The following is a 25,989-nucleotide window of genomic DNA, read 5'->3' as shown; positions in this document are numbered from 1 at the left end:
TAAACCTATGTAACACCTAAGGAGGAATAAAAATGGCAAGAAAAATGAAGACCATGGACGGTAATCAGGCAGCAGCTCACGTTTCTTATGCATATACAGAAGTAGCAGCTATCTACCCGATTACGCCTTCATCCGTTATGCCGGAGCATATCGATGAGTGGGCTACTGAAGGAAGGGAGAACATTTTCGGACAGACTGTACAGGTTACAGAGATGCAGTCCGAGGCCGGAGCAGCAGGTGCTGTTCACGGATCATTAGCAGCAGGTGCTCTTACAACAACATTTACTGCTTCTCAGGGACTCCTTCTTATGATTCCTAACTTATATAAGGTTGCTGGTGAGCAGCTTCCGGGAGTATTCAACGTATCTGCCCGTGCACTTGCAAGCCACGCACTGTCAATTTTTGGAGATCATTCTGACGTTTATGCATGTCGTCAGACAGGAGCAGCTATGCTCTGTGAATCCAGCGTACAGGAAGTAATGGACCTTACTCCGGTTGCTCATTGTGCAGCACTTGAAGGAAAGATTCCATTCATCAACTTCTTTGATGGATTCAGAACATCACACGAGATTCAGAAAATTGAGACATGGGATTATGAAGATCTGAAAGACATGGTAAGCATGGAAGCAATCGACGAGTTCCGTGCACATGCACTTAACCCGAACCACCCATGCCAGAGAGGTTCAGCTCAGAACCCGGATATCTTCTTCCAGGCAAGAGAGGCTTGTAACCCATTCTATGATGCACTTCCGGGAATCGTTCAGAAGTACATGGATAAGGTTAATGAGAAGATCGGAACAGACTACAAACTGTTCAACTACTATGGAGCAGCAGATGCAGAGCACGTGATCGTAGCTATGGGATCTGTATGTGATACAATCGAGGAGACAATCGATTACCTGACAGCTGCAGGAGAGAAAGTCGGAGTTGTTAAAGTTCGTCTTTACAGACCATTCAGCGCAGAAGCTCTGATCGACGCTATCCCGGATACAGTTAAGAAGATTTCTGTTCTTGACAGAACAAAAGAGCCAGGAGCACTTGGCGAGCCACTGTACCTGGATGTTGTTGCAGCACTTAAAGGATCTAAGTTCGATGCAGTTCCGGTTTACACAGGACGTTATGGACTTGGTTCTAAAGATACAACACCTGCTCAGATCGTTGCTGTATACCACAACGATGAGAAAGCTAAATTCACAATCGGTATTGAAGATGATGTTACACACCTTTCACTTGATGCTGGTAAGCCACTTGTTACAACACCAGAAGGAACAATCAACTGTAAGTTCTGGGGACTTGGAGCAGATGGTACTGTTGGAGCAAACAAGAACTCCATCAAGATCATTGGTGATAACACAGACATGTATGCACAGGCTTACTTTGATTATGACTCTAAGAAGTCCGGTGGTGTTACAATGTCTCACCTTCGTTTTGGTAAGAAGCCAATTAAATCAACATACCTGATCCATCAGGCTAACTTTGTTGCATGTCATAACCCGTCTTATGTTAACAAATACAACATGGTTCAGGAACTTGTTGATGGAGGAACATTCCTTCTGAACTGCCCATGGGATATGGAAGGACTTGAGGAGCATCTTCCAGGACAGGTAAAAGCTTATATCGCTAACCACGGAATTAAATTCTACACAATCGATGGTATCAAGATTGGTAAAGAGATCGGACTTGGCGGACGTATCAATACAGTTCTTCAGTCTGCATTCTTCAAACTTGCAGCTATCATTCCGGAAGAAGAGGCTATTGACCTTATGAAAGCAGCTGCTAAGGCTACTTACGGAAGAAAAGGTGACAAGATTGTTCAGATGAACTACGATGCAATCGATGCTGGTGCAAAACAGGTCGTAGAAGTAGAAGTTCCGGAAAGCTGGAAAGATGCAGCTGATGAAGGACTTGCTACACCACATATCGCAGACGGCGGAAGAACTGATGCAATTGCATTTGCTAAGAATATCCAGGCAAAAGTTAACGCTCAGGAAGGAAATACACTCCCTGTATCTGCATTCAATGATTATGTTGATGGATCTACACCGTCAGGAACATCTGCATATGAGAAACGTGGTATCGCAGTAGATATTCCGGTTTGGAATCCAGATCAGTGTATCCAGTGTAACCGTTGTGCATATGTATGTCCGCACGCAGTTATCCGTCCGGTAGCTCTGACAGAGGAAGAAGTTGCTCAGGCTCCAGAAGGACTTAAGACACTTGATATGATCGGAATGCCGGGAATGAAGTTCACAATGACAGTATCCGCTTACGACTGTACAGGATGTGGATCTTGTGTGAATGTCTGCCCAGGAAAGAAGAACAAAGAGACAGGCGAAGTTGAGAAGGCTCTTACAATGGCTAACATGGAAGCTAATGCAGGAGAGCAGACATTCTTCGACTTTGGTAGAGAGATTCCGGTTAAACCAGAAGTTGTTGCTAAATTCAAAGAGACAACAGTTAAGGGAAGCCAGTTCAAACAGCCACTCCTTGAGTTCTCAGGAGCTTGTGCAGGATGTGGTGAGACACCATACGCTAAGCTGATCACACAGCTGTTTGGTGATAGAATGTATATTGCAAATGCAACAGGATGTTCTTCTATCTGGGGTAACTCTTCACCGTCTACACCTTACACAGTAACACCGGAAGGTAAAGGACCTGCATGGAGCAACTCCCTGTTTGAAGACAACGCTGAGTTCGGATACGGTATGCTGCTTGCACAGAATACAATCAGAGACAGACTGAAAGCAAAAGTTGAGAAGATCGCAGAGAAGACTACAGATGAGGCAGTTAAGGCTGCAGCAGCTGAGTATCTTGAGACATATACAGTAGGCGCTACAAACGGAACAGCTACAGACAAACTTGTTGCAGCTCTTGAAGCACTCGATTGCGATTGCGAAGAGAGAGCAGAAGTTCTGAAGAACAAAGATTTCCTTGCTAAGAAATCCCAGTGGATCTTCGGAGGAGACGGATGGGCTTACGATATCGGATACGGCGGAGTTGACCACGTTCTTGCAAGCAAGAAAGATATCAACATTATGGTATTCGATACAGAGGTTTACTCCAACACAGGTGGACAGTCCTCTAAGGCTACTAAGACTGGTGCTACAGCTCAGTTCGCAGCAGGCGGAAAAGAGACTAAGAAGAAAGACCTTGCAGGAATGGCTATGACATACGGATACGTATACGTAGCTCAGATTGCTATGGGTGCTGACTTCAACCAGACAGTTAAGGCAATCGCTGAGGCTGAGGCTTATCCGGGACCATCACTGATCATTGCTTATGCTCCATGTATCAACCATGGTATCAAGAAGGGTATGAGCAAAGCTCAGACAGAGGAACAGCTGGCAGTAGAGTGTGGATACTGGAATAACTTCCGTTACAACCCGGCTGCAGAGGGAGACAAGTTCTCACTTGACAGCAAGGCTCCGAAAGCAGAAGGATACCAGGACTTCCTGAATGGTGAAGTACGTTACAACGCACTGAAGAGAGCTAACCCGGCTAAGGCTGACAAGCTCTTCGCTCTCAATGAGCAGGAAGCTATGGAGAGATACGATTACCTGAACAAACTGGTAACTGTATACGCTGCAGAAAAAGAAGATAAATAAGGATATTTCATGAGTGAATGAGATATGAAAAGAGGAGATCTCCGTAAGGGGATCTCCTTTTGCGTGAAAAATGATGGGGTTGACCTGTTTCATAATTTTTGATTACAGTGGTGCGCGAAGATATTTCTTCGGTGTCATTCCTTTATATTTTTTAAAGGTTTTGATAAAGTAGCTTACATCGTTAAATCCACAGCTAAGTCCGATGTCTGCGATTGATTCATTCGAAGTAACGAGCTTGAAACAAGCTTGTTCTATTCTATAGTAATTCAGATAGTCAACAGGAGTTCTGTGTGTCATATCTTTAAAGTAGCGACAGAAATATTTTGAATTCATACCGGCGGCCTGAGACAGATCTTCCAGTGTGATACAGTCAGCATAATGGTTTTCAATCACTTCAAGAGCTTTCTTTAAATGTTCTATTTTTCGGCTATCCTTTTGACTGATGATTCGAACGTTTTCATACAATTTATTTTCCAGAATATAGCCTAAGAATTCGTACAGAGTACCAATCACCATAAGCTCGTGCCCTTCAGTACGCTTTTTGATATGTTCAAACATCATGGAGGTGATATGCTCTAAATTCTTTACGGGTGCTTTGATAAGGGAAGGGATAGTCAGAGTGTCACTTCCGATCTTCTTAAGCAGACGTTCGCTGGCATGATTTACTGCCATGAGCGATTCAAGGTTAAAAACAAGGCATTCATAGACACAATCCTTAGGAATTCCGCCATGAAGAAGCCCTCCTTTTATAAAAATAAGGTCGCCGGCTACTGCAGTGAATTCATTTTCACCAATTGACATAAGTAATTTCCCTTTTAAAACACGAATAAGTTCATATTCGATGTGCCAGTGATAAGACATTTCATACCGTGGATGATTCGGCGTAACATGATAAAATTCAATTGGAAAATCAATGGTTCCGTGATTACGTTCTTCTCTGTAATTGATGTATTTCATGCAATAATCTCCTTTAAAAATCTAAATAGTGTAAAAACAAACACATATGTGGAAATATATGTTTATAAATTGTACTTTGTTGTATAAAAGGTGAATATCTTTATATTTTTATTCTAGTATACCACAAGACAAAAAGAAAGGAAAGAACTATAATGATACTCAAAGAAGCGGTTCTGCGAAGGAAGATAAGCAGAGCAAGGCAAACAATTAAGGAGGAATGTAATTATGGCAGAAAGAAGATTAGTAGGATCTTATCCAGTAATTGGTATCAGACCGACAATCGATGGACGTAGAGGAGCTCTTGACGTAAGAGGATCTCTTGAAGAGCAGACAATGAACATGGCAAAATCTGCAGCAAAACTGTTTGAGGAGAACTTAAGATATTCAAATGGTGAGCCGGTTAAAGTTGTTATCGCTGACACAACAATCGGACGTGTAGGTGAGAGTGCTGCTTGTGCTGATAAGTTCAGAAGAGAAGGCGTAGATATCACAGTTACAGTTACACCTTGCTGGTGCTACGGAGCTGAGACAATGGATATGGATCCACAGACAATCAAAGCTGTATGGGGATTCAACGGAACAGAGAGACCGGGAGCTGTATACCTTGCATCTGTACTTGCTACACATGCACAGAAGGGACTTCCGGCATTCGGAATTTACGGACATGACGTTCAGGAAGCTGACGACACAACAATTCCGGAAGACGTTAAAGAGAAACTTCTTAGATTCGGACGTGCAGCTGTTGCAGCAGCATCCATGAGAGGAACATCTTACCTTCAGATTGGATCTGTTACAATGGGTATCGGTGGATCTATCATCGATTCTGATTTCATCGAGTCTTACCTTGGAATGCGTGTAGAGTCTGTTGACGAGGTGGAAATCATCCGTCGTATGTCAGAAGAGATCTATGACAAGGCTGAGTTCGAGAAAGCTCTTAAATGGGCAAAAGAGACTTGCAAGATTGGTTGGGATAAGAACCCAGAAGAGCTTCAGGCTTCTCCAGAGGAGAAAGAGGAGCAGTTCGAGTTCGTTGTTAAGATGGCAGTTATCATCAAAGACCTTATGAACGGAAATAAGAACCTTGACGAGAAATTCTCAGAGGAAGCAATCGGACATAACGCTCTGGCAGCTGGATTCCAGGGACAGAGACAGTGGACAGACTTCTATCCGAACGGAGACTTCGCAGAGGCAGTTCTGAATACATCTTTCGACTGGAACGGAGCTCGTGAGCCATACATCCTTGCTACAGAGAACGACGTTCTCAACGGACTTGGAATGATGTTCATGAAACTTCTTACAGGACGTGCTCAGATCTTCGCTGATGTTCGTACATACTGGAGCCCAGAGGCAGTTAAGAAAGCTACAGGATATGACCTCGAAGGTGTTGCTAAAGAGAACGGTGGATTCCTTCACCTGATCAACTCTGGAGCAGCTTGTCTTGATGCATCTGGTGTTGCTAAAGACGAGAATGGTAACGGCGTTATGAAAGAATGGTGGAACGTTACAGAAGAAGACCAGAAAGCAATCATGGATGCTACAGAGTGGTGCATGGCTGACAACGGATACTTCCGTGGAGGCGGATACTCAAGCCGTTACGAGACACGTGCTCAGATGCCAGCTACAATGATCCGTCTTAACCTTGTAAAAGGACTTGGACCGGTTCTTCAGATTGCAGAAGGATGGACACTTGAACTTCCGGAAGAAGTATCTGATAAGCTTTGGAAACGTACAGACTACACATGGCCATGTACATGGTTTACTCCAAGATGTGATGGTAAAGAGGGAGCATTCAAGACAGCTTATGATGTAATGAACAACTGGGGAGCTAACCACGGTGCTATCTCCTATGGACACATCGGAGCTGACCTGATCACAATGTGTTCAATGCTTCGTATTCCAGTATCTATGCACAACGTACCGGAGAAAGATATCTACCGTCCGGCAGCATGGAATGCATTTGGAATGGATAAAGAAGGCGCTGACTTCAGAGCTTGTAAGAACTACGGACCACTTTACAAATAAGATGGAGTCCTTTTGTCAGAAAATGTAAAAAGACTGTAAATACAGTTTCGATACAGAGCTAGAACAAAGAATGCGGGGGGTCTGCCTATGCAGGGCCCCCGTTTTAATACCGACTAAAAGAGTATTAAGAAAAGAGGAAGATTATGGAGAAAAAAGTATTAGCATTTGACTTTGGTGCTTCAGGCGGAAGAGCAATGTGCGGAACTTTTGATGGTGACAAGATCAGCATTGAAGAACTTCACCGTTTTTCTAACGATCCGGTTATTTTGAATGGATCAATGTACTGGGATGTACTGAGATTATTTTTTGAAATCAAACAGGGTCTGATCAAAGCAAAGAAATGTGGAAAGATCGAAAGTATCGGTATCGACACATGGGGAGTTGATTTTGGACTGATCGACGAGGAAGGAAGACTTCTTGAAAACCCTGTACATTACCGTGATGCACGTACAGAAGGAATGATCGAAGAAAGTTTCAAACTGATCGATAAAGAGAAATTCTACCAGATCACAGGAAATCAGTTCATGGATCTCAACACAGCATTCCAGCTCCTTTCTCTTGTAAAGACAAGAAAAGAGCTTCTTGAGAAAGCTGACAAGATGATTTTGATGCCAGACCTTTTCAACTACTTCCTTACAGGGGAGAAAAAAGCTGAGTATTCTATCGCTTCTACAACACAGCTTCTTGATGCGAAAAAGGGCGAGTGGTCAGATGAAGTGATCGAAGCACTGGGAATTCCGAAACATATTTTCCCGGAAATTGTACCTACAGGTACAAAGATCGGCACTCTTACAGATGAAATCTGTACAGAGCTTGGTCTGGATAAGATTGATGTTATGGCTGTTGCAGGACATGATACGCAGAGCGCACTTGTATCTGTACCAACATCAGAAGAAGATTTTATCTTCCTGAGTTGTGGAACATGGTCACTGCTTGGAACAGAGCTTGCAGAACCTATCATCAATGAGAAATCTGAGCATTACAACATCACGAATGAAGGTGGATATGGAAGAAAGATTTCCTTCCTTAAGAATATCATTGGATTGTGGTGTATTCAGGAAAGCCGTCGTCAGTGGATCCGTGAAGGAAATGAGTACGGATTTGGCGAGCTTGAGATTATGGCAAAAGAAGCTCCGGCACTTCAGAGCTTTATTGATCCGGATGCACCGGAATTCACACCTGCCGGAGATATTCCGACAAGAATCCGTGAATTCTGCAAGAAGACAGGACAGCCTGTTCCGGAAACAGTTGGAGAAGTTGTTCGTTGCATCAACCAGAGTCTTGCAATGAAATATCGTCATGCGATGGAAGAGATTAAAGAGTGTACAGGTAAAGATTATAAGACAGTCTACATGGTAGGCGGTGGAACACAGAGTGCTCTTCTTTGCCAGTTCACAGCAAATGCATGTGGATGCAGAGTTAGTGCAGGCCCGATCGAGGCAACTGTTCTTGGAAATATTGCACTGCAGCTCATGGCTTCCGGAGATATCAAATCTATCGAAGAAGCAAGAGAAATTATCAAACGTTCTCAGGACATCAAGATCTACGAGCCACAGGACAAAGAAGCATGGGACGAAGCATACGAGAGATTTAAGAAAATTTTAGTATAGTGCTTTGGACTAAGGGGAAATGGGTTGCCAGTTGTAATAATTATGGCTGGCAACGTAATAAAAAAGAATTCTTCAGAAACACTTGACTGTCAATCTGCTGTATGATTTAATGGAATGAGCAGTTGAGTTGGGCAAAATGCATAACGGTTCGCTGATTGGCCTGGGAGGAGAAGATTATGGCTGCTACTATTCGCGATATCAAGAAAAGGACAGGATTATCCCTTGCAACGATATCGAAGTATTTGAATGGCGGTAATGTATTGCCGGAAAATCGTATCTTGATTGAGGAGGCAATCAACGAACTGCATTATGAAGTGAACGAGCTCGCAAGAGGGCTTGTTACCCACAAGACAAAGACGATTGGAGTTCTGGCTTATGATATACAGTGTCTTTTTGTAGGAAGTATGCTGCATTATCTGGGAATGGAACTTCATAAAAAGGGATATGGAATGTTGATCTGTGATTCCTGCAATGACGAGAAGCTACAGAAAGAAAATCTGCAGTTTCTTCTGAGCAGGAAAGTAGATGGAATATTGGTATTTGCTGTAGGTATGCATGGAAAGTTTCTTCACGCTGCGAAAACAGCAAATGTTCCGGTTGTTCTGGTTGACAGATCATTCCAGGATGAAGAATATGATTGCGTTGAGGTTGATAACCGGACAGCAATCTATCGTGCAACGAATAAATTAATTGAGAACCATCACAAGAAAATAGCTGTGATTGCCTCTAATATTGAATATACCGGAAGGGAACGTGTGAAAGGATATTCTGATGCGATGAACCAGGCAGGACTGGAGATTCCAAAGGAATACTGTAAGCTGGGAAGGCATTCTTTTGAACATGGGTACAGAGGAATGAAAGAACTTTTGGAGCTTGAAGACCGTCCGACCGGTGTGATCTTAGGAAACTATAACACCATGCTTGGTGGGATTATGGCATTGAACGAATCAGGACTCTCCTGTCCGCAAGATGTCTCGCTCATCGGAGTGGATAATCTTCCGATGACCCAGGTGCTGCGCCCTAAATTATGGCTGATTGTCCAGCCAATGGAAACGATGTGCGAGAAGGCTGTAGCTATGCTCCTGGAGCGAGTAAACGGAGAGCAAAACGGTATGCCGGTAAAAATTAGTTTCAGTACCTCTGTAAGAGAGGGAGACTCAATACGAGACCTTGGATAGTGCATAAGCAAAATGCACAGAAAAGCGTGGTTTTTGTTGTGAGAATGGATAAAAAAATAGTGAAAACAAACAAAAACGAACCGTTTCGCTCTAAAAACGGTGGGAAATCTTGACAAAATATGAAAACAAGGCTATAATTTATTCTTGTATTAAAGGTGTGCGGGAAAATTGAAAACACACTTTGAAAAACAAAAAAATCTTAAAGCTTTGAAAGCGAACCGTTACGCTGAGGTTAAGAGGAATGGGGGTATCGTAAGAGTTAATCGACAATCCAGTCAACACCAGCAAAGTAAAAGATGGGAGGAAGAAAATTGGAAAAAATTAAACAAAATCCTTTTGTAAAAAAGGTAGGATTTAACAGAATTGTTTTGTGCTGTGTCCTTCTTCTGATGTACGGACTCTTCTGTGCACTGACCGGAGGAAGCTTCGCAGGAATGAACCGAATCATGAGCGCACTCAATTATGCTTATTTCCTTGGATTTTTATCACTGGGTGTTACATTTGTAATTGCTACAGGAGAGATCGACTTCTCTATTGGACCGGTTATGTTCTGTTGTGCACTTATCTCAGGTTATACACTGACAACACATGGAATTTCCATGCCGGTTGCAATCCTGATCAGTATCCTTGTGGGATTTGCTTTTGGGCTCTTTAATGGATACCTGGTAGCTTACTGGTCAGTACCTTCATTCATCACTTCAATGGCAAGTATGAATATTGCAAAAGGTCTTGCGTCAGTTTACACAAAGACACAGTCAGTCAGCTGGCCGCAGGCAGCAGATCCGGACAACGGATGGTTCAGAAATCTTGTAAGATATAACGGGTTCCCGGTTGGACTTGTTATTCTTCTGGTAGCTGCAGTTATCTGTGCGATTATCCTGAACAAGACAAGAATCGGACGTTACATCCTTTGCCTTGGTAGTAACAAAGAAGCTGTTAGACTTTCAGGTGTAGATGTTAAGAAATGGGAAATGCTTGCATTCATTATCTGTGGAGTTCTCGTTGGAATAGGCGCTATCTTCTATGTATCTGCATATACAACAGTACAGCCTGGTTATGGAGATCAGTACAACAACGAAGCAATCGCCGGATGTGTAATGGGTGGTACATCCATGGCAGGTGGACTTGCATCCATCAGCGGTACAATCATTGGTGTATTTATCATCGCTCTTCTTCAGGAAGGAATTCTGGCTCTTGGCTTTACAAAAGATTATCAGCTTATCATTACAGGTGTTATTGTTATCGTCGCAGTATTCAGTGACGTACTTGCAAGACGCAGAAAGAACTAATTTCTCTTCTATATTAAGAGATCAGCTTTATGAATGATGAACGAAATGTTTGATTGAAAGAAAGGCAAGGGTAATAAAATGGGCGAAGTTATATTGGAAATGAAAGGGATTGATAAATCTTTCCCAGGTGTTCACGCACTTGACCATGTAGATCTTGAGATCAGAAAAGGCGAAGTTCTTGCTCTTATGGGAGAGAATGGTGCCGGAAAATCAACTCTGATGAAAGTTCTCACAGGTATTTATACAAAAGATTCAGGAACAATTACATATGAAGGTAAAGAAGTTGAGTTCCATAGTGCTCGTGAAGCACAGGACAATGGTGTTATCATCGTACACCAGGAGCTGAACATGCTTGGTCATCTGACAGTTGCTCAGAACATCTTCATCGGAAGAGAGTTCAAGAAGGGCATCAAGATCGATGACAAGAAAATGAACGAAGAAGCACAGAAACTGTTCGACAGAATGAACGTTGATATTGATCCGAGAGAGACAATGTCAAAACTTACAGTAGGTAAGCAGCAGATGTGTGAGATCGCAAAAGCTATTTCACATGATGCAAAGATCATCATCTTTGACGAGCCATCAGCAGCTCTGACAGAGACAGAGATTGAGCAGTTGTTCAAGATCATCCGTGACCTGAAAAGTCAGGGAATGGGAATTGTTTATATCTCCCACCGTATGGATGAGATTAAAGTGATCACAGACCGTGTTACAGTCATGAGAGATGGTACTTATGTTGGAACATTGATCACAAAAGAAAGTACAAAAGACGACATCATCAACATGATGGTTGGACGTGTTATTTACGAAGATCCGAAGGAGAAGAACATGACACCTCCGGGAGCACCGGTAGTTCTTAAAGTTGAACACTTGAACGCTGGTAAGATGGTACAGGATGTAAGCTTCGAACTTCACAAAGGTGAGATCCTTGGATTCTCCGGACTGATGGGAGCTGGACGTACAGAGACAGCCAGAGCACTCTTTGGAGCTGACCCGATCGACAGCGGTGATATTTATATCAACGGTAAGAAGGTTACAATCAAGAGCCCACAGGATGCTGTTAAGTGCGGTATCGGTTATCTGTCAGAGGACAGAAAGAGATATGGTATTGTTGTACAGAAATCAGTTGCTGAGAATACAACAATGGCAACACTTGAAAAATTCATGAGCGGTCCTTTTATCGATAAGAAGAAAGAGAACAAGATTGCTCAGGAATATGTTGAGCAGCTTGCAACAAAGACTCCTGGTACAGATCAGCTGGTAGTTAACCTGTCAGGTGGTAACCAGCAGAAAGTCGTTATTGCAAAATGGCTGACAAGAGACTGTGACATCCTTATCTTCGATGAGCCTACAAGAGGTATCGACGTTGGAGCTAAGAATGAGATTTACAAGCTGATGAATCAGCTGGCAGCAGAAGGAAAAGCCATTATTATGATTTCCTCCGAGATGACAGAGATCCTTCGTATGAGTGACAGAATCGTTGTTATGTGCGAAGGTAAGAAGACAGGTGAGCTGGATATTTCCGAAGCTACACAGGAAAATATCATGAACATGGCTACACGTGAGATTGAGTAGGGAGGGAAAAAGTAATGGCAAATAATACAACAAAGAAGGCCGGCTCTAATAAGTCATTTATTGACAGAATGGGAGGACAGAAATTCATCGTCCTGCTCGTTGTTATTGCACTGTTTATCTTCTTCTGTGCAATGAGCCCTAACTTCAGAAAATATACAACATTTATTAACATTCTGGACTTCTCCTATTATATTGTCCTGATGGCAATTGGAGTAGCCTTTCCACTGATGACAGGTGGTGTTGACCTGTCAATCGGTACTGGACTTGTATGTTATTCACTCGTTGGTGGATATCTGATCGTTCACAAAGGAATGCCTACAATCGTTGGTATCCTTGCAGCAATTATTCTTGGAATGCTGATTGGTGTTCTGAATGGTGTACTGGTAGCAATCATGGACCTGCCGGCATTCCTGGCAACACTTTGTACTTGTATGATTACTCGTGGACTTGGTTCCATTATCGTAGGTGGATTCGGAATCTCATGGCCGGCAGCAGCAGCACCGGGCGGATGGTTCAGAAGTATCTTCAAGATTCAGTCCGGCGGACAGAATATCCCGATCGGTTTCTTATGGGTAATTCTTCTGGTTGTTGTTATGACATTTGTACTGAATCATACAAGAATTGGACGTTATACACTTGCAATCGGAAGTAACAAAGAAGCAACAAGACTTTCCGGAGTTAATGTAAGATTCTATCATATTGCAGCATATGTAATCTGTGGATTCTTCGCAGGACTTGCTTCTATCGCATACTCCGCTATCTTCGCTACAGTTCAGCCAGGAAGTGGTGCTGGATTCGAGCTTGAGGCTATCGGTGGAGCAATCATCGGTGGTGTATCCATGACAGGTGGTGTAGGAAGCATCACAGGAACACTGTTTGGTGTATTCGTTATCTGTCTTCTGAAGACTGGTCTTCCATTCATCGGACTGACAGCTAACTGGCAGCAGATCATTACAGGATTTGTCCTGATCGCAGCCGTACTTGTTGATATTCTTAAGAGAAAAGCAGGAAAAGAGTAATTTTTTCCACTTAAATTTAGAATTTGTGAAAAATCACGAAAAAGCAATAATTAATTGCAAAACCATTGGTAATGTGTTATATTATTAATGTGTGCGGATAGATAGCAGCGGGAAAATATGCTAAAAAAGCGTGAAAAAGAAAGCTGTTACTATAGAAGCTAAACGAAACAGACTGTATAAAGAGTTTTCGGACAAAGAAGCCTGGGCAAACTACTTCTGCAGAGCGATTTAAGAAATGCACGAAAGAGGCTCTGCCAGAGAGGCCCGGCATTAGGGAGAGGAAAACTGGAAGAAAACTCAGACAAGCAGTCACAAATTTATTTTGTCAGGAGGACATAATTATGAAAAAGAAAGTTTTAGCAGTTTTACTTGGTGGATGTATGGTAGTTGGAATGCTCGCAGGATGTGGATCCAAGGCAGATGACACTAAGAAAGCAGATGGCGACACTAAGACAGATGGATCAGGAGATTCCAAGGGATATCATTTCGAAGTTGTTGTAAAGAGCTTCCAGTCTTCATACTGGCAGGCAGCTGTACAGGGAATCAATCAGGCTTGTGATGAGCTCGGTGTTACAGCTAACACAACAGGACCGAACGCTGAGTCCGATATCGCTGACCAGGTTAACATGCTGAACAACGCAATCAACAAAAATCCAGACGGAATCGCTCTTGCAGCTTGTGACCAGAACTCAGTTCTTGATTCACTGCAGTCAGCACTTGACAAGAAGATTCCGGTTGTATGTTTCGACTCAGGTGTTCCGGACGCTCCAGAAGGATCTGTATACGCAACAGTTGTAACAGACAACGAGCAGGCTGGTGGAATCGCAGCAGAGCATATTTATGAAGCAATCAAAGACAGAATCGGAAACGGACAGGTTCGTGTTGGTGAAGTTAACCAGGATGCAACATCTGCTAACATTTCTGAGCGTGGTATGGGATTCATCAACAAGTTCATCGAGCTTGCTAAAGCTGATGGAAAGACAGTAGCAGTTGTAGGAAATGACTTCTATGTAAACCAGGTAAAAGATAATGGCGATCAGGCATCTGCTGACGTAGTTCTCGAAGTTGCAGTTCCGGCACAGACAACAGTTGAGCTGTGTGCTACAGAGGCTTCTAACATCATGAACAAAGACGATACAATCGCTATGTTCGGATCAAACCAGGTATCTGCAGAGGGTGTTCTCACAGCTAACCAGAACCTGAACAAACTTGGAACAGATGATGATAAGATCGTTGCAGCTGGATTCGATGCTGGATCAGTTATCAAAGCCGCTGTTAAAGATGGTACATTACTTGGTGCTGTTACACAGTCTCCTCTGATGCAGGGTAAAATCTCCATCGAGACTCTTGCTAAGATCTGTGATGGTGAGTCTGTAGAAGACGTTACAACAGATGGTTACTGGTATGATTCTACAAACATGGATGATGAGGATATCTCTCCAAACCTGTATGACTAATTCATATCTGTAAAGAGAAGCTGAATTATTAAAGTGAAAAGAAAGGAATCGGGAAATTCCCGGTTCCTTTTTTAAAATAATATGTTATTATATCAAGGAGGAAGATAATATGTTAAAAGGAATTCCAAAAATTTTATCACCAGAACTGTTGAAAGTACTTGCTGAGATGGGACACAGTGACAGACTGGTTATCTCTGATGGAAACTTCCCGGCTGAATCAATGGGAAAAGACGCGATTGTGATCCGTTGCGACGGACACGGAGTACCGGAGATTCTTGATGCGATTCTTCAGGTGTTCCCTCTGGACAGCTATGTGGAGCATCCGGTAAATCTTATGGAAGTTATGCCTGGAGATACTGTGGAGACACCAATCTGGGATACATATAAAGAGATTATCCGTAAATATGATGACAGAGGTGATGCTGTTGTTGGAAACATTGAGCGTTTTGCATTCTATGATGAAGCTAAGACAGCTTATGCAATCATTGCAACAGGTGAATCAGCACTTTATGCGAATGTAATGCTTCAGAAGGGTGTTGTAACAGACTAGTCACATTTTTTAACGTAATGGAGGAACAATATGCTTGATCATGTAGAAAAAATATTTGCAGATATGAAGCCGATGATGAAAAAGTTGAAGAAGGCTTCTTATAAAGTAAATATGGAGGCTTTTATAGAGAATCATGGACATTATTTCCGTGAGATGACAGAATATACGGAGAATGCTTCTGATAAAGAGACGGCAGCCAAAGAGCTTGCAGTAGACTTTACAGATAAGGTTTATGATGCATATGTTTCTCCGAAAAAAGGAAAAATAGACAGTGCAATTCAGACAGATCTGAATTTCTTTATGATCTATTATGTATTTCCGGCAATTCTTTTGACAGAGCATGACGATGCGAAACTGATCGCAGACCATCTCTGCAGCAGATGGGGAGAAAAGTTTAAGAACAGTAAGATTCAGTATACAGATTATGATTCCCTATATGTTTCATTCCGTGAGAAGATATTTGGAATCTTTTAATACTTGCAAATCAACCTTACTTGTGATAGAATAATTAAGATTCATGTAATGGCATGAGAAGATTTTAGAAGCTATATTTTTATGGTTTAATAAGTGTGCTGTTACGTTAGTGTGTAGGAGGTCATAGAAGATGGACATTTTGAAGATTGTTTTATACATTATCTTTGTTATAGACTGTATCGCATTATCAGCGATTATTCTTTTGCAGGAAGGAAAGTCAGCCGGATTGGGAACAATTGGCGGTATGGCGGATACTTATTGGGGACAGAACAAGGGACGTTCTATGGAAGGTGCACTTGTAAAGTCTACAAAGTTTCTTGCTATCCTTTTCCTGGTGCTTGCAGTAGTACTGAACCTTAAGGTTTTTAATTAATAACAGATGATGAAGTAAGTATAAGACATTCTATAATAAGACTATAGAATGTCTTTTTTTACTTTAAGTAGTGATGAAAGGTTACTGTTCACTCCCGTGTCAATCACTCCGCTGATTGACACGGAGGATGCATGTTTTGACTTGAATGCATCTCGCCCCATCGCCAAAGGCGATTTAAAATGGCGAGATGCGTTGCTGGTCGCACATCGTGTGAACAGTAACGATGAAAGGAAACAGAATGGATCAGACATTTGAAAAGAGAAAAAAAGTGATTTATGACTTTATTTGTGATGATTTTTATATCCCAATGAAAGTCAAAGAGATTGCGACAGTTCTTCAGGTATCGAAAGAACAGAGAAGAGAGCTTCAGGAAGTGTTGGACGCTCTTGTTGAGGAAGGGAAGATTACACTTTCTAAAAGAGGAAAATACAGTAAAGGGCAGACGAAGCGTATCACAGGAACCTTCCAGGCGAATATCCGTGGATTTGGATTTGTTATGCTAGAGGGTGAAGATGAGGATATCTTTATTCCGGGAGAGAATGTGAACGGTGCATTCCAGGGAGATGAAGTGGAATGTATTATTACAGGTGCGCCTGGAGGTAAGAGAAAAGAAGGAAAAATCGTAAGAATCGTGTCGCATCAGGTGAAGAAGATTGTCGGATTGTATGAGAAGAGTAAGAGTTTTGGATTTGTACGTCCGGATAATCAGAGATATCTGAAAGATATTTATATTCCGGCCGGAAAAGAGATGGGTGCCATGGACGGTCATAAGGTTGTGGTAGAACTGACATCTTATGGACAGGAACATGCTAAGCCGGAAGGAAAGATTGTTGAGATCATCGGTCATGTGAATGATCCGGGAGCAGATATTTTATCTATTGTAAAGGATTATGATCTTCCTACAGAATTTCCGGAGAAGGTATTGAATCAGGCGGTTCGTGTTGGAAAAGATGTATCAGAAGCAGATTGTGCAGGAAGATTGGATTTACGTGACTGGCAGATGGTTACGATCGACGGTGAAGATGCGAAGGATCTGGATGATGCGGTTTCTCTGACAATGAAGGATGAGAATTATCAGCTGGGAGTTCATATTGCGGATGTTACCAATTATGTACAGGAGAAAAGTGCTCTGGATCGAGAAGCACTGAAGCGTGGGACGAGTGTTTATCTTGCTGACCGTGTCATACCGATGCTACCGCATGTGTTGTCGAATGGCATCTGTTCTCTGAATGCAGGGGAAGACCGTCTGGCATTATCCTGTATTATGACAGTGTCTCCGAAAGGCGAGGTGATCGATCATCAGATCGCGGAGACTGTGATCCGGGTAGACAAGCGTATGAGTTATACAGGTGTATCTAAGGTGCTGGCAGAAGAACCGGAAGCACTGGAAGAAGATAAGGATTTTGTTCCGATGATTCAGAAGATGCAGGAACTTTCAACGATTCTCAGAGAACGACGCGGCAAGAGAGGTTCGATTGATTTTGATTTTCCAGAGACAAAGATTGAATTGGATGAGAAGGGGAAACCAATTAATATCAAACCTTATGAGAGAAACAGTGCAACGAAGATCATCGAAGATTTTATGCTTCTTGCTAATGAGACAGTGGCAGAAGAATATTTTTGGAGAGAGGTTCCATTTCTCTACAGAACGCATGAAGTTCCAGACGAAGAGAAGATAAAGAAACTGAGTACATTTATCAATAATTTCGGTTATCATATTCATGTGCATGATGAAGTAAAGCCAAAGGAGATTCAGAAACTTCTTAGTCAGGTGGAAGGAACCCCGGAAGAAGCTCTGATCAGCAGACTTACATTACGCTCCATGTGCCAGGCAAAATACACAACAGATAATACAGGACACTTTGGATTGGCAGCGAAGTATTATACACATTTCACTTCTCCGATCCGCCGTTATCCGGATCTCCAGATTCACAGAATCATTAAGGAGAACCTGCGCGGACGACTGAATGAGAATCGTATAGAACATTATGACAAGATCCTCCCGGAAGTAGCGAAGCAGTGTAGTGACAGAGAACGACTGGCAGAAGAGACAGAACGCGAAGTTGTGAAGATGAAAAAAGCAGAGTATATGCGCATGCATATTGGAGAAGAGTACGAAGGTGTCATTTCCGGTGTTACAAAATGGGGAATCTATGTAGAACTTCCGAATACAGTAGAAGGTCTTGTTCATGTTGTGGATCTGCGGGACGATCATTATAATTTTATAGAGCAGACATATGAAATGGTCGGAGAGCATACAGGAAAGACATATAAACTTGGTGAAAAGGTGCGTGTCCGCGTAAGTGATGCAGATAAGCTGCTACGAACGATTAATTTCGAGCTGGCATAATACTTGCAGGAGTGCGGTTAAAATAGATGAGTTAGAGGTTGGAATCAGATGGCAAAGACAGAGAAAAAACTTATTGCGAATAATAAAAAAGCATATCATGATTATTTTATTCTTGAGAAATACGAAGCAGGACTTGTGCTGCATGGCACAGAAGTAAAGTCTCTTCGTATGGGAAAGTGTAGTATCAAAGAAGCATTTATCCGTGTGGAAGACGGGGAGATGTATATCTATGGTATGCATATCAGTCCTTATGAGAAGGGGAATATCTTTAACAAAGATCCGCTTCGTGTGAGAAAGCTGCTTCTTCATAAGAAGGAGATACTGAAAATATTTGGTAAGATGAAAGAACAGGGAATTACAGTTGTTCCGCTGCAGGTTTATTTCAGTGGAAGTCTTGTAAAGATTGAGATTGGACTTGCCAAAGGTAAGAAATTATATGACAAGCGTGAGACGATCGCAAAGAAAGATCAGAAGCGTGAAGCGCAGAGAGAATTCAAAGCGTTCAATCGATAAGGGATTGAAGCAGGAGCGAATAGAAAAAGCAATTGGATCAGAAACCAATTGCTTTTTTTACTTCATTGATATCGCCAGTAAATACAAGTCCACCCATTCCGGCTTCTTTTGCTGCATAGATGTTTGGCTCAAGATCATCAATAAAGAAACATTCTTCTGCCTTTAAATCAAATTTCCTGAGAAAATGACTGTAGATTTCAGGAGACGGCTTTGCAAGTCTGATCGGTCCGGAAAATAAGATTCCGTCAAACTGAGAAAGAAGTTCACTTCCTTCATAGTATTCTGCAAAATAGGTTGGAGCATTAGACAGCAGATAGATTGGTATATTGCGCTCTTTTAATTCATGGATAAATGTAATGGTATCCGGAAGTAAAGTAGTGCAGCGTGGCCATTCTTTTGCAAACCGGCGGATGCAGTCCTTCAAATGTTCCGGAACCTGATCAATGACTTCATTTATGTAACTATCATAATCAAGTGTGCCGGCGTCAAGTTCTGCCCAGCGTTTATAAACGATTTCGGATAAATAATCCAGTTCTTCTTCATATGGGCAGAATTCTGAGAGGATCGCTTTTCCATCAAAACGTCCGATGACATTTCCAAAGTCAAAAACAATATTCTTGTATTTCATAACAAATTCCCTTTCTATAGATGCTTATTTTATTATACTGCGCAGAAAAGACAGATTCAAATAAAATATGCATTGCTGTTCACACGGGAGTGAACAGTAACATCGTGCAAACAGTAACTAATAGACAAAAAGAGAAAAACTGTCTAAAAATTATCTTGACATCTATTTTATTTATGATATACTTTGAGAGTCAAAGTATTTAAAGGTCAAAACAATTATGGTTCAGATCTGGAAAGAATCATACTGTGAAGAGTGACAATTATTTTGACAGAGTTGGAGAAGAGATATGATAGGAAGAATATGCGGGACAGGATCGTACATACCGTCCCATCGAATGGACAACGTGGAATTGTCCTCTCTGGTCGACACAAGTGATGAATGGATCCGGGAACGCACAGGAATTCAAAGCCGACATCTCGCAAAACAGGAGACGGTATCTTTTATGGCTGCAAAAGCAGCAGAAGAAGCTCTTGCAGACAGTGGGCTGAAAGCAGAAGAGATTGACCTGATCCTTGTAGCGACGTCTTCTTCAGAAACAGTATTTCCGAATACTTCTTGTGAAGTGCAGAAAGCAATCGGTGCAGTTCATGCATGGGGATACGATCTGAATGCAGCCTGTTCGGGATTTATTCTCGCATTGAATACGGCGCAGTCTTATATCCGTTCGGGTCTTGTCAAGACCGCACTGGTGATCGGTGCAGAGAAGATGAGCAGAATTGTAGACTGGAAAGACCGAGGAACTTGCATTTTATTCGGAGACGGTGCAGGTGCAGTGGTTCTCCGGGGAGAAGAAAGTGAAAGTGCAGAAGCAGTCTACACGGCCATGGCACATTCGGCAGGAGACAAGGGAGAGGCATTGACCTTACAATATGGAACAGAAGAAACGCCGGTAATTCGGATGGATGGACAGGCAGTTTTTAAGTTCGCTGTGAGAAAAGTACCGGAAATCATCGAAGAAATGTTGAAAAAAGCAGATGTTTCAAGAGAAGATGTGGATTACTTTGTTTTGCATCAGGCAAACAGAAGAATCATTGAAGCGGCTGCAAAGAGGGTTGGCGTAGAAATTGAGAAGTTCCCAATGAATCTTGGTGAATATGCGAATACGTCGGCGGCGTCAGTTCCAATCCTTTTAAATGAAATGAATCGGGATGGAAAGCTGAAAAGAGGTCAGAAAATTATACTTGCCGGATTCGGGGCAGGACTTACATGGGCAGGATGCCTGATGGAATGGTAAATTCAAGAAAGGAAAACAAAATCATGTTAGAAAAAGTAAAAGAAATCGTAGCAGAGTCATTAAACGTAGAGGAAAGCACATTAAGTGAGACAACATCTTTCAAAGAGGATCTTGGAGCAGATTCCCTGGATCTTTTTGAGATGGTAATGGCATTTGAGGAAGCTTTTGAAGTAGAGATCCCATCTGAAGATCTGGAGCAGATCACAACAGTGGGTGATGTTGTAAAATATATCGAATCACACAAGTAGAAGTATAGAACTAGTAGAAAACGAAGCATTTCGGTTCCTTTTCGGCAGCCGATCCGAGAGAACCGTTGATAGAGAAGTGATCAAGAAGGGAGTTCTTATGAGAACGAGAATAACAGAATTACTTGGAATTGAGTACCCGATCATTCAGGGCGGTATGGCATGGGTTGCAGAATATCATCTGGCGGCAGCAGTTTCAAATGCCGGTGGACTTGGACTGATCGGAACAGCAAGTGCACCGGCCGAGTGGGTCAGAGAACAGATCCGTGAGGCAAAGAAGCTGACGGATAAGCCGTTTGGAATCAATATTATGATGATCAGTCCTTATGCAGATGAAGTTGCAAAGGTGGCTGTCGAAGAAGGTGTCGCAGTTGTCACGACAGGTGCAGGATCTCCGGAAAAATATATAAAGATGTGGAAGGAAGCCGGAATCAAAGTGATCCCTGTAGTTGCTTCTGTAGCGATGGCGAAGAGAATGCAGCGTTGTGGAGCAGATGCTCTGGTGGCAGAAGGAACAGAAGCAGGCGGACACATCGGTGAGAATACAACGATGGTTCTCGTTCCGCAGGTTGTAGATGCAGTTGAAATCCCGGTGATCGCAGCCGGAGGAATTGCAGATGGAAGAGGAATTGCAGCGGCATTTATGCTCGGAGCAGAGGGTGTTCAGATCGGAACACGTTTTGTTGTGACAGAAGAAGCACAGGTGCATGAGAATTATAAAGAATGCATTTTGAAAGCAAGGGATATTGATTCTCGTGTGACAGGAAGATCTACAGGTCATCCGGTTCGTGCTCTTCGTAATAAAATGACGAAAGAGTATCTTGAGAAAGAACAGGCAGGAGCAACATTCGAAGAACTTGAACATCTGACACTAGGAGGACTCAGGAGAGCTGTTGTTGATGGAGATGTTCAGAGCGGAAGCGTGATGGCAGGGCAGATCGCAGGTATGATCAAGGAGAAGCTTACCTGTCAGGAAGTGATCCAGAAGCTGGTCTCACAGACAGATGAACTGATCGGAGGAAAAGGATTCTATGAGTAAGATCGCATTTATTTTCCCGGGACAGGGAGCACAGAAAGCCGGAATGGGAAAAGATTTCTATGAAAACAGTAAGACGGCAGCAGAGGTGATCGACCGTGCAAGTGAACTGCTTGGACTGGATATGAAAGCACTCTGTTTTGAAGAAAATGATCTTCTGGATCAGACAGAATATACACAGGCAGCACTTGTGACTGTCTGTATGGCAATGGAGAAGGTATTAAGAGAACGGGGACTCGCCCCGGATGTCACAGCAGGCTTAAGCCTGGGTGAATATTGTGCGATTGCTTCAGCAGGAGGAATGAGCACAGAAAATGCAATCACAACAGTAAGAAAACGCGGTATTCTGATGCAGAATGCAGTACCGGGTGGTCAGGGAGCCATGGCAGCGGTTCTTGGACTGGATGCCGGAAAGATTGAGGAAGTGCTGGCAGATCGAAGTGGTGTAATGATCGCCAACTACAATTGTCCGGGACAGATTGTGATTACAGGATGGAAGGAAGATGTGGAACAGGCAGCAGATGCACTGAAGGAAGCCGGAGCAAAGAGAGTCCTTCCGCTTAATGTCAGTGGACCGTTCCATTCTTCCCTCCTGGAGCAGGCCGGAGAAGAGCTTGGAAAAGAACTGGAACAGGTAGATTTTTCTGATCTCCAGATCCCATATGTGACGAATGTGACAGCAGAATATGTAACTGATATTACAAAGACAAAAGAACTGCTCGCACGTCAGGTAGCATCTTCCGTACGCTGGCAGCAGAGTATGGAACTCCTGATCGCGGATGGTGTAGATACATTTGTCGAGATCGGGCCTGGAAGAACACTGGCTGGTTTCTTGAGAAAGATAAACCGTGAGGTGAAAGTGTATAACGTCGGAACCTGGGAAGACGTAGATAAGGTGGTAAATGAATTATGTTAGACAGACTGACAGGGAAAGTTGCGGTAGTGACAGGTGCTTCCAGAGGAATCGGAAGAGCGATCGCGCTGCGTCTGGCACAGGAGGGCGCAGCAGTAGTGATCAATTATAATGGATCGAAAGAGCGCGCGCAGGAAGTGAAAACAGAGATTGAATCTGCAGGCGGAACAGCACAGATCATGCAGTGTGATGTGGCAGATGCAGCATCTTGTGATGAGATGTTTCAGACAATCATTAAAGAATTTGGAAGAATAGATATCCTTGTGAACAATGCGGGAATCACAAGAGACGGACTGCTTATGAAAATGGCAGAAGAAGATTTTGATGCTGTGATCGATACGAATCTGAAAGGAACTTTTCATTGTATCCGTGCAGTCTCAAGACAGATGCTACGTCAGAGATCCGGAAGAATTATTAACCTGTCTTCTGTATCAGGAGTTCTTGGAAATGCAGGACAGGCTAATTATTCTGCATCAAAGGCTGGTGTGATCGGACTCACAAAGAGTGCGGCAAGAGAACTGGCTTCCAGAGGAATTACCGTAAATGCGATCGCTCCGGGATTTATTAACACAGAGATGACAGAAGTACTTTCAGAGAAGGTGAAAGAAGGAGCAATCGCCCAGATCCCTCTCGGAAAGTTTGGAGAGACAGAAGATATTGCGAATGCGGCGGCATTTCTTGCTTCTGATGAAGCACGTTATATCACAGGCCAGACGCTGCATGTCGACGGCGGAATGGCGATGTAAAAATAGAAGGAGTAGGAAAATGAAGAGACGAGTTGTTGTAACCGGAATGGGTGCGGTGACACCGATTGGAAATACAGTAGAAGAATTCTGGAACGGAATCAAAACAGGTAAAGTTGGAATTGGTCCGATCACAAAATTCGATACAACAGATTATAAGGTTAAGCTGGCAGCAGAAGTGAAAGATTTCGTTGGAAAAGAACGAATGGATTTCAAGGCAGCAAAGAGAATGGAATTGTTCTCCCAGTATGCGGTTGCAGCAGCAAAGGAAGCATTTGCGGATGCGGGACTTGATATGGAGCAGGAAGATCCTTACCGTGTGGGAACGATCATCGGTTCAGGTATCGGAAGTCTCAGCTGTGTAGAGCAGAATTACGACAAGATCCAGACAAAAGGACCAGCGCGTGTAAATCCATTGATGGTTCCGTTGATGATCTCCAATATGGCAGCAGGAAATGTATCCATCCAGCTTGGACTGAAAGGAAAATGTACAGATGTCGTGACAGCATGTGCATCAGGATCTAACAGTATCGGAGATGCACTCCGTGCGATTCAATATGGTGACTTGGATGTCTGTGTTGCAGGGGGTACAGAGAGCTGTATCTGTCCGACCGGAATTGCAGGATTTACTGCGTTGACAGCACTGTCTACAAATGAAGATCCAATGACAGCTTCCCGTCCGTTTGATCAGGACAGGGATGGATTTGTCCTCGGAGAAGGAGCCGGAATCGTAGTTCTGGAAGAACTTGAACACGCGAAAGCGAGAGGCGCGAAGATTTACGCAGAACTCGCTGGATACGGCTCTACAGGAGACGCTTATCATATTACATCTCCGGCAGAAAATGGAGAAGGAGCCGGAATGGCGATGAAACTTGCAATGAAAGAGGCTGGTGTGGCACCGGAAGAAGTGGATTATATCAATGCCCATGGAACAAGTACACATCACAATGACCTTTTTGAGACGCGTGCGATCTGTTATGCATTAGGAGATGCAGCCGAAAATGTAGTTGTCAATTCAACAAAATCTATGATCGGTCATCTTCTTGGAGCAGCAGGAGCAGTAGAATTTGTTGTCTGCGTAAAGAGTATTCTGGATAATTTCATCCATCAGACAGTTGGTACAAAGAATGTAGATCCGGAATGTGGATTGAATTATGCAGTAGGCGCACCGGTAGAGAAAGAAGTGAATTGTGTAATTTCTAATTCTCTTGGGTTTGGTGGGCACAATGTGTCTCTTCTTGTAAAACGTTTCGAAGAATAAGGAGAAGCGAAGATGAAGATGGAAGAAATATTGAAGCTGATCGAAGCAGTCTCTGCTTCTGAGCTTACAGATTTTAAATATGAAGAAAATGGAACAAAGCTGAATCTGAAGAAAGAACAGCAGAAGGTGGAGATTATACAGAGTCCGGGAGTAGTTCCGGTGACAGGAACTGTCACAGCAGGTCTTCAGACAGCAGAAATTCTGCAAAATCCAGGAAATGAAGCGGATCACACACAGGAAGAGCATCAGGAAGTGATAAAAGAAACAGAAGGTGAACTGATCGTTTCACCTCTGGTTGGAACTTTCTACGCAGCACCGGCAGAGGATGCACCGAGTTTTGTTAAGGTTGGTGACAAGGTCGAAGCCGGACAGGTTGTCGGAATCATAGAAGCGATGAAACTTATGAATGAGATTGAGAGTGAATGTGCCGGTACAGTTGCAGAAGTTCTTGTAGAGAACGGAGAACCGGTAGAATACGGCCAGCCGATTTTTAGAATTGTTTAAGAAAGGAATTCAGATATGAATAGTTTAAATGTAGAACAGATTCAGGAAATCATTCCGCACAGACATCCATTTCTTTTGATTGATAAGATTGAAGATTATGTTCCGGGAGAATATGCAATTGGATACAAAGGTGTTTCTTATCATGAGGATTTCTTTCGTGGACATTTCCCACAGAAAGCAGTAATGCCTGGAGTTCTGATTCTTGAGGCACTTGCTCAGACAGGAGCTGTGGCAATCTTAAGTGTACCGGAGAATCAGGGAAAGATTGCATTCTTCGGTGGTGTACAAAAATGTCGCTTCAAAGGAATGGTATTTCCGGGAGATCAGTTGAAATTAGAGACAAAGATTATTAAAAGAAAAGGACCGGTAGGCGTAGGAGAAGCTGTGGCAACAGTTAACGGAAAGGTCGTTGTTACGGCAGAACTTACATTTATGGTTGGAGAATAAAAAAAT

23 protein-coding genes are annotated in these 25,989 nt (G+C 42.8%); 21 read left to right on the top strand and 2 right to left on the bottom strand.

Features of this window, described 5'->3' with window-relative positions:
• Nucleotides 1-32 precede the first annotated feature (32 nt).
• Nucleotides 33-3,605, top strand: coding sequence for a pyruvate:ferredoxin (flavodoxin) oxidoreductase (nifJ, locus tag LI126_RS03335; protein WP_117497785.1), 3,573 nt, complete (start codon nt 33-35; stop codon nt 3,603-3,605).
• Between the two features lie 102 nt (nt 3,606-3,707).
• Here the strand turns inward: nifJ and LI126_RS03330 are convergent, their stop codons facing one another.
• Complete coding sequence (locus tag LI126_RS03330) at nt 3,708-4,562, bottom strand: AraC family transcriptional regulator (RefSeq protein WP_020436388.1); 855 nt, start codon at nt 4,560-4,562, stop codon at nt 3,708-3,710.
• A gap of 225 nt (nt 4,563-4,787) precedes the next feature.
• Here LI126_RS03330 and LI126_RS03325 point away from each other — a divergent pair, with 225 nt between their 5' ends.
• The 12 genes from LI126_RS03325 to smpB all read left to right on the top strand — a co-directional run bounded on the left by LI126_RS03325 (nt 4,788) and on the right by smpB (nt 18,972).
• On the top strand, nt 4,788-6,584 hold the full coding sequence (locus tag LI126_RS03325) for an L-fucose isomerase (protein WP_055160928.1): 1,797 nt from the start codon (nt 4,788-4,790) through the stop codon (nt 6,582-6,584).
• 140 nt (nt 6,585-6,724) lie between these two features.
• Nucleotides 6,725-8,194 carry a rhamnulokinase gene (locus tag LI126_RS03320; RefSeq protein ID WP_334290420.1) on the top strand — a complete coding sequence of 490 codons (1,470 nt, stop codon included), beginning with the start codon at nt 6,725-6,727 and terminating at the stop codon, nt 8,192-8,194.
• A gap of 176 nt (nt 8,195-8,370) precedes the next feature.
• Nucleotides 8,371-9,372 (top strand): LacI family DNA-binding transcriptional regulator, encoded by a 1,002-nt coding sequence (locus tag LI126_RS03315; RefSeq protein ID WP_055146239.1) that lies wholly within the window; start codon nt 8,371-8,373, stop codon nt 9,370-9,372.
• A 311-nt stretch (nt 9,373-9,683) separates the two neighbouring features.
• Nucleotides 9,684-10,661, top strand: a complete 978-nt coding sequence (locus LI126_RS03310; RefSeq protein ID WP_226865992.1) for an ABC transporter permease — start codon at nt 9,684-9,686, stop codon at nt 10,659-10,661.
• 78 nt (nt 10,662-10,739) lie between these two features.
• On the top strand, nt 10,740-12,236 hold the full coding sequence (locus tag LI126_RS03305) for a sugar ABC transporter ATP-binding protein (RefSeq protein ID WP_015528360.1): 1,497 nt from the start codon (nt 10,740-10,742) through the stop codon (nt 12,234-12,236).
• Nucleotides 12,237-12,250: 14 nt separating this feature from the next.
• A complete protein-coding gene (locus LI126_RS03300; protein ID WP_015528359.1) occupies nt 12,251-13,255 on the top strand; it encodes an ABC transporter permease in 1,005 nt (334 codons plus the stop codon).
• 341 nt (nt 13,256-13,596) lie between these two features.
• Complete coding sequence (locus LI126_RS03295; protein ID WP_015528358.1) at nt 13,597-14,712, top strand: substrate-binding domain-containing protein; 1,116 nt, start codon at nt 13,597-13,599, stop codon at nt 14,710-14,712.
• 109 nt (nt 14,713-14,821) lie between these two features.
• Nucleotides 14,822-15,262 (top strand): RbsD/FucU family protein, encoded by a 441-nt coding sequence (locus tag LI126_RS03290; RefSeq protein ID WP_020436394.1) that lies wholly within the window; start codon nt 14,822-14,824, stop codon nt 15,260-15,262.
• A 30-nt stretch (nt 15,263-15,292) separates the two neighbouring features.
• On the top strand, nt 15,293-15,736 hold the full coding sequence (locus LI126_RS03285) for a hypothetical protein (RefSeq protein ID WP_015528356.1): 444 nt from the start codon (nt 15,293-15,295) through the stop codon (nt 15,734-15,736).
• 130 nt (nt 15,737-15,866) lie between these two features.
• Nucleotides 15,867-16,109, top strand: coding sequence for a preprotein translocase subunit SecG (gene secG / locus LI126_RS03280; protein WP_015528355.1), 243 nt, complete (start codon nt 15,867-15,869; stop codon nt 16,107-16,109).
• Between the two features lie 238 nt (nt 16,110-16,347).
• The gene (rnr, locus tag LI126_RS03275) at nt 16,348-18,459 is read left to right on the top strand and encodes a ribonuclease R (RefSeq protein ID WP_227164837.1); all 2,112 of its coding nucleotides are present in this window, start codon (nt 16,348-16,350) and stop codon (nt 18,457-18,459) included.
• 48 nt (nt 18,460-18,507) lie between these two features.
• Complete coding sequence (gene smpB / locus LI126_RS03270; protein ID WP_015528354.1) at nt 18,508-18,972, top strand: SsrA-binding protein SmpB; 465 nt, start codon at nt 18,508-18,510, stop codon at nt 18,970-18,972.
• A 37-nt stretch (nt 18,973-19,009) separates the two neighbouring features.
• Here smpB and LI126_RS03265 read toward each other — a convergent pair whose 3' ends face one another.
• Nucleotides 19,010-19,600 carry an HAD family hydrolase gene (locus tag LI126_RS03265; protein ID WP_227164807.1) on the bottom strand — a complete coding sequence of 197 codons (591 nt, stop codon included), beginning with the start codon at nt 19,598-19,600 and terminating at the stop codon, nt 19,010-19,012.
• Nucleotides 19,601-19,886: 286 nt separating this feature from the next.
• Between LI126_RS03265 and LI126_RS03260 the strand changes: the two genes are divergently transcribed.
• From LI126_RS03260 to fabZ, 8 genes are all read left to right on the top strand, one after another.
• Entirely contained in the window at nt 19,887-20,834 is a 948-nt protein-coding gene (locus LI126_RS03260) for a beta-ketoacyl-ACP synthase III (protein WP_117825762.1), read from the top strand.
• A gap of 23 nt (nt 20,835-20,857) precedes the next feature.
• Nucleotides 20,858-21,082, top strand: coding sequence for an acyl carrier protein (locus LI126_RS03255; protein ID WP_081016846.1), 225 nt, complete (start codon nt 20,858-20,860; stop codon nt 21,080-21,082).
• 79 nt (nt 21,083-21,161) lie between these two features.
• Nucleotides 21,162-22,118, top strand: coding sequence for an enoyl-[acyl-carrier-protein] reductase FabK (fabK, locus tag LI126_RS03250; RefSeq protein WP_270363765.1), 957 nt, complete (start codon nt 21,162-21,164; stop codon nt 22,116-22,118).
• Nucleotides 22,111-23,031, top strand: a complete 921-nt coding sequence (gene fabD, locus LI126_RS03245) for an ACP S-malonyltransferase (RefSeq protein WP_015528349.1) — start codon at nt 22,111-22,113, stop codon at nt 23,029-23,031. The genes fabK and fabD overlap by 8 nt, the downstream gene beginning before the upstream one ends.
• A complete protein-coding gene (fabG, locus tag LI126_RS03240; RefSeq protein WP_227159003.1) occupies nt 23,025-23,774 on the top strand; it encodes a 3-oxoacyl-[acyl-carrier-protein] reductase in 750 nt (249 codons plus the stop codon). The genes fabD and fabG overlap by 7 nt, the downstream gene beginning before the upstream one ends.
• Nucleotides 23,775-23,793: 19 nt before the next feature.
• Entirely contained in the window at nt 23,794-25,032 is a 1,239-nt protein-coding gene (fabF, locus tag LI126_RS03235; RefSeq protein WP_015528347.1) for a beta-ketoacyl-ACP synthase II, read from the top strand.
• 12 nt (nt 25,033-25,044) lie between these two features.
• Nucleotides 25,045-25,536, top strand: a complete 492-nt coding sequence (gene accB, locus LI126_RS03230; RefSeq protein ID WP_015528346.1) for an acetyl-CoA carboxylase biotin carboxyl carrier protein — start codon at nt 25,045-25,047, stop codon at nt 25,534-25,536.
• Nucleotides 25,537-25,551: 15 nt separating this feature from the next.
• Complete coding sequence (fabZ, locus tag LI126_RS03225; RefSeq protein WP_015528345.1) at nt 25,552-25,983, top strand: 3-hydroxyacyl-ACP dehydratase FabZ; 432 nt, start codon at nt 25,552-25,554, stop codon at nt 25,981-25,983.
• The last annotated feature ends 6 nt before the right edge of the window (nt 25,984-25,989 follow it).

Source organism: Mediterraneibacter sp. 210702-DFI.5.30 (assembly GCF_020560115.1).
Lineage (GTDB): Bacteria > Bacillota > Clostridia > Lachnospirales > Lachnospiraceae > Mediterraneibacter > Mediterraneibacter faecis.
The sequence above is the reverse complement of the archived record's forward strand: the minus strand, read 5'-3'. Positions and strand labels throughout refer to the sequence as shown.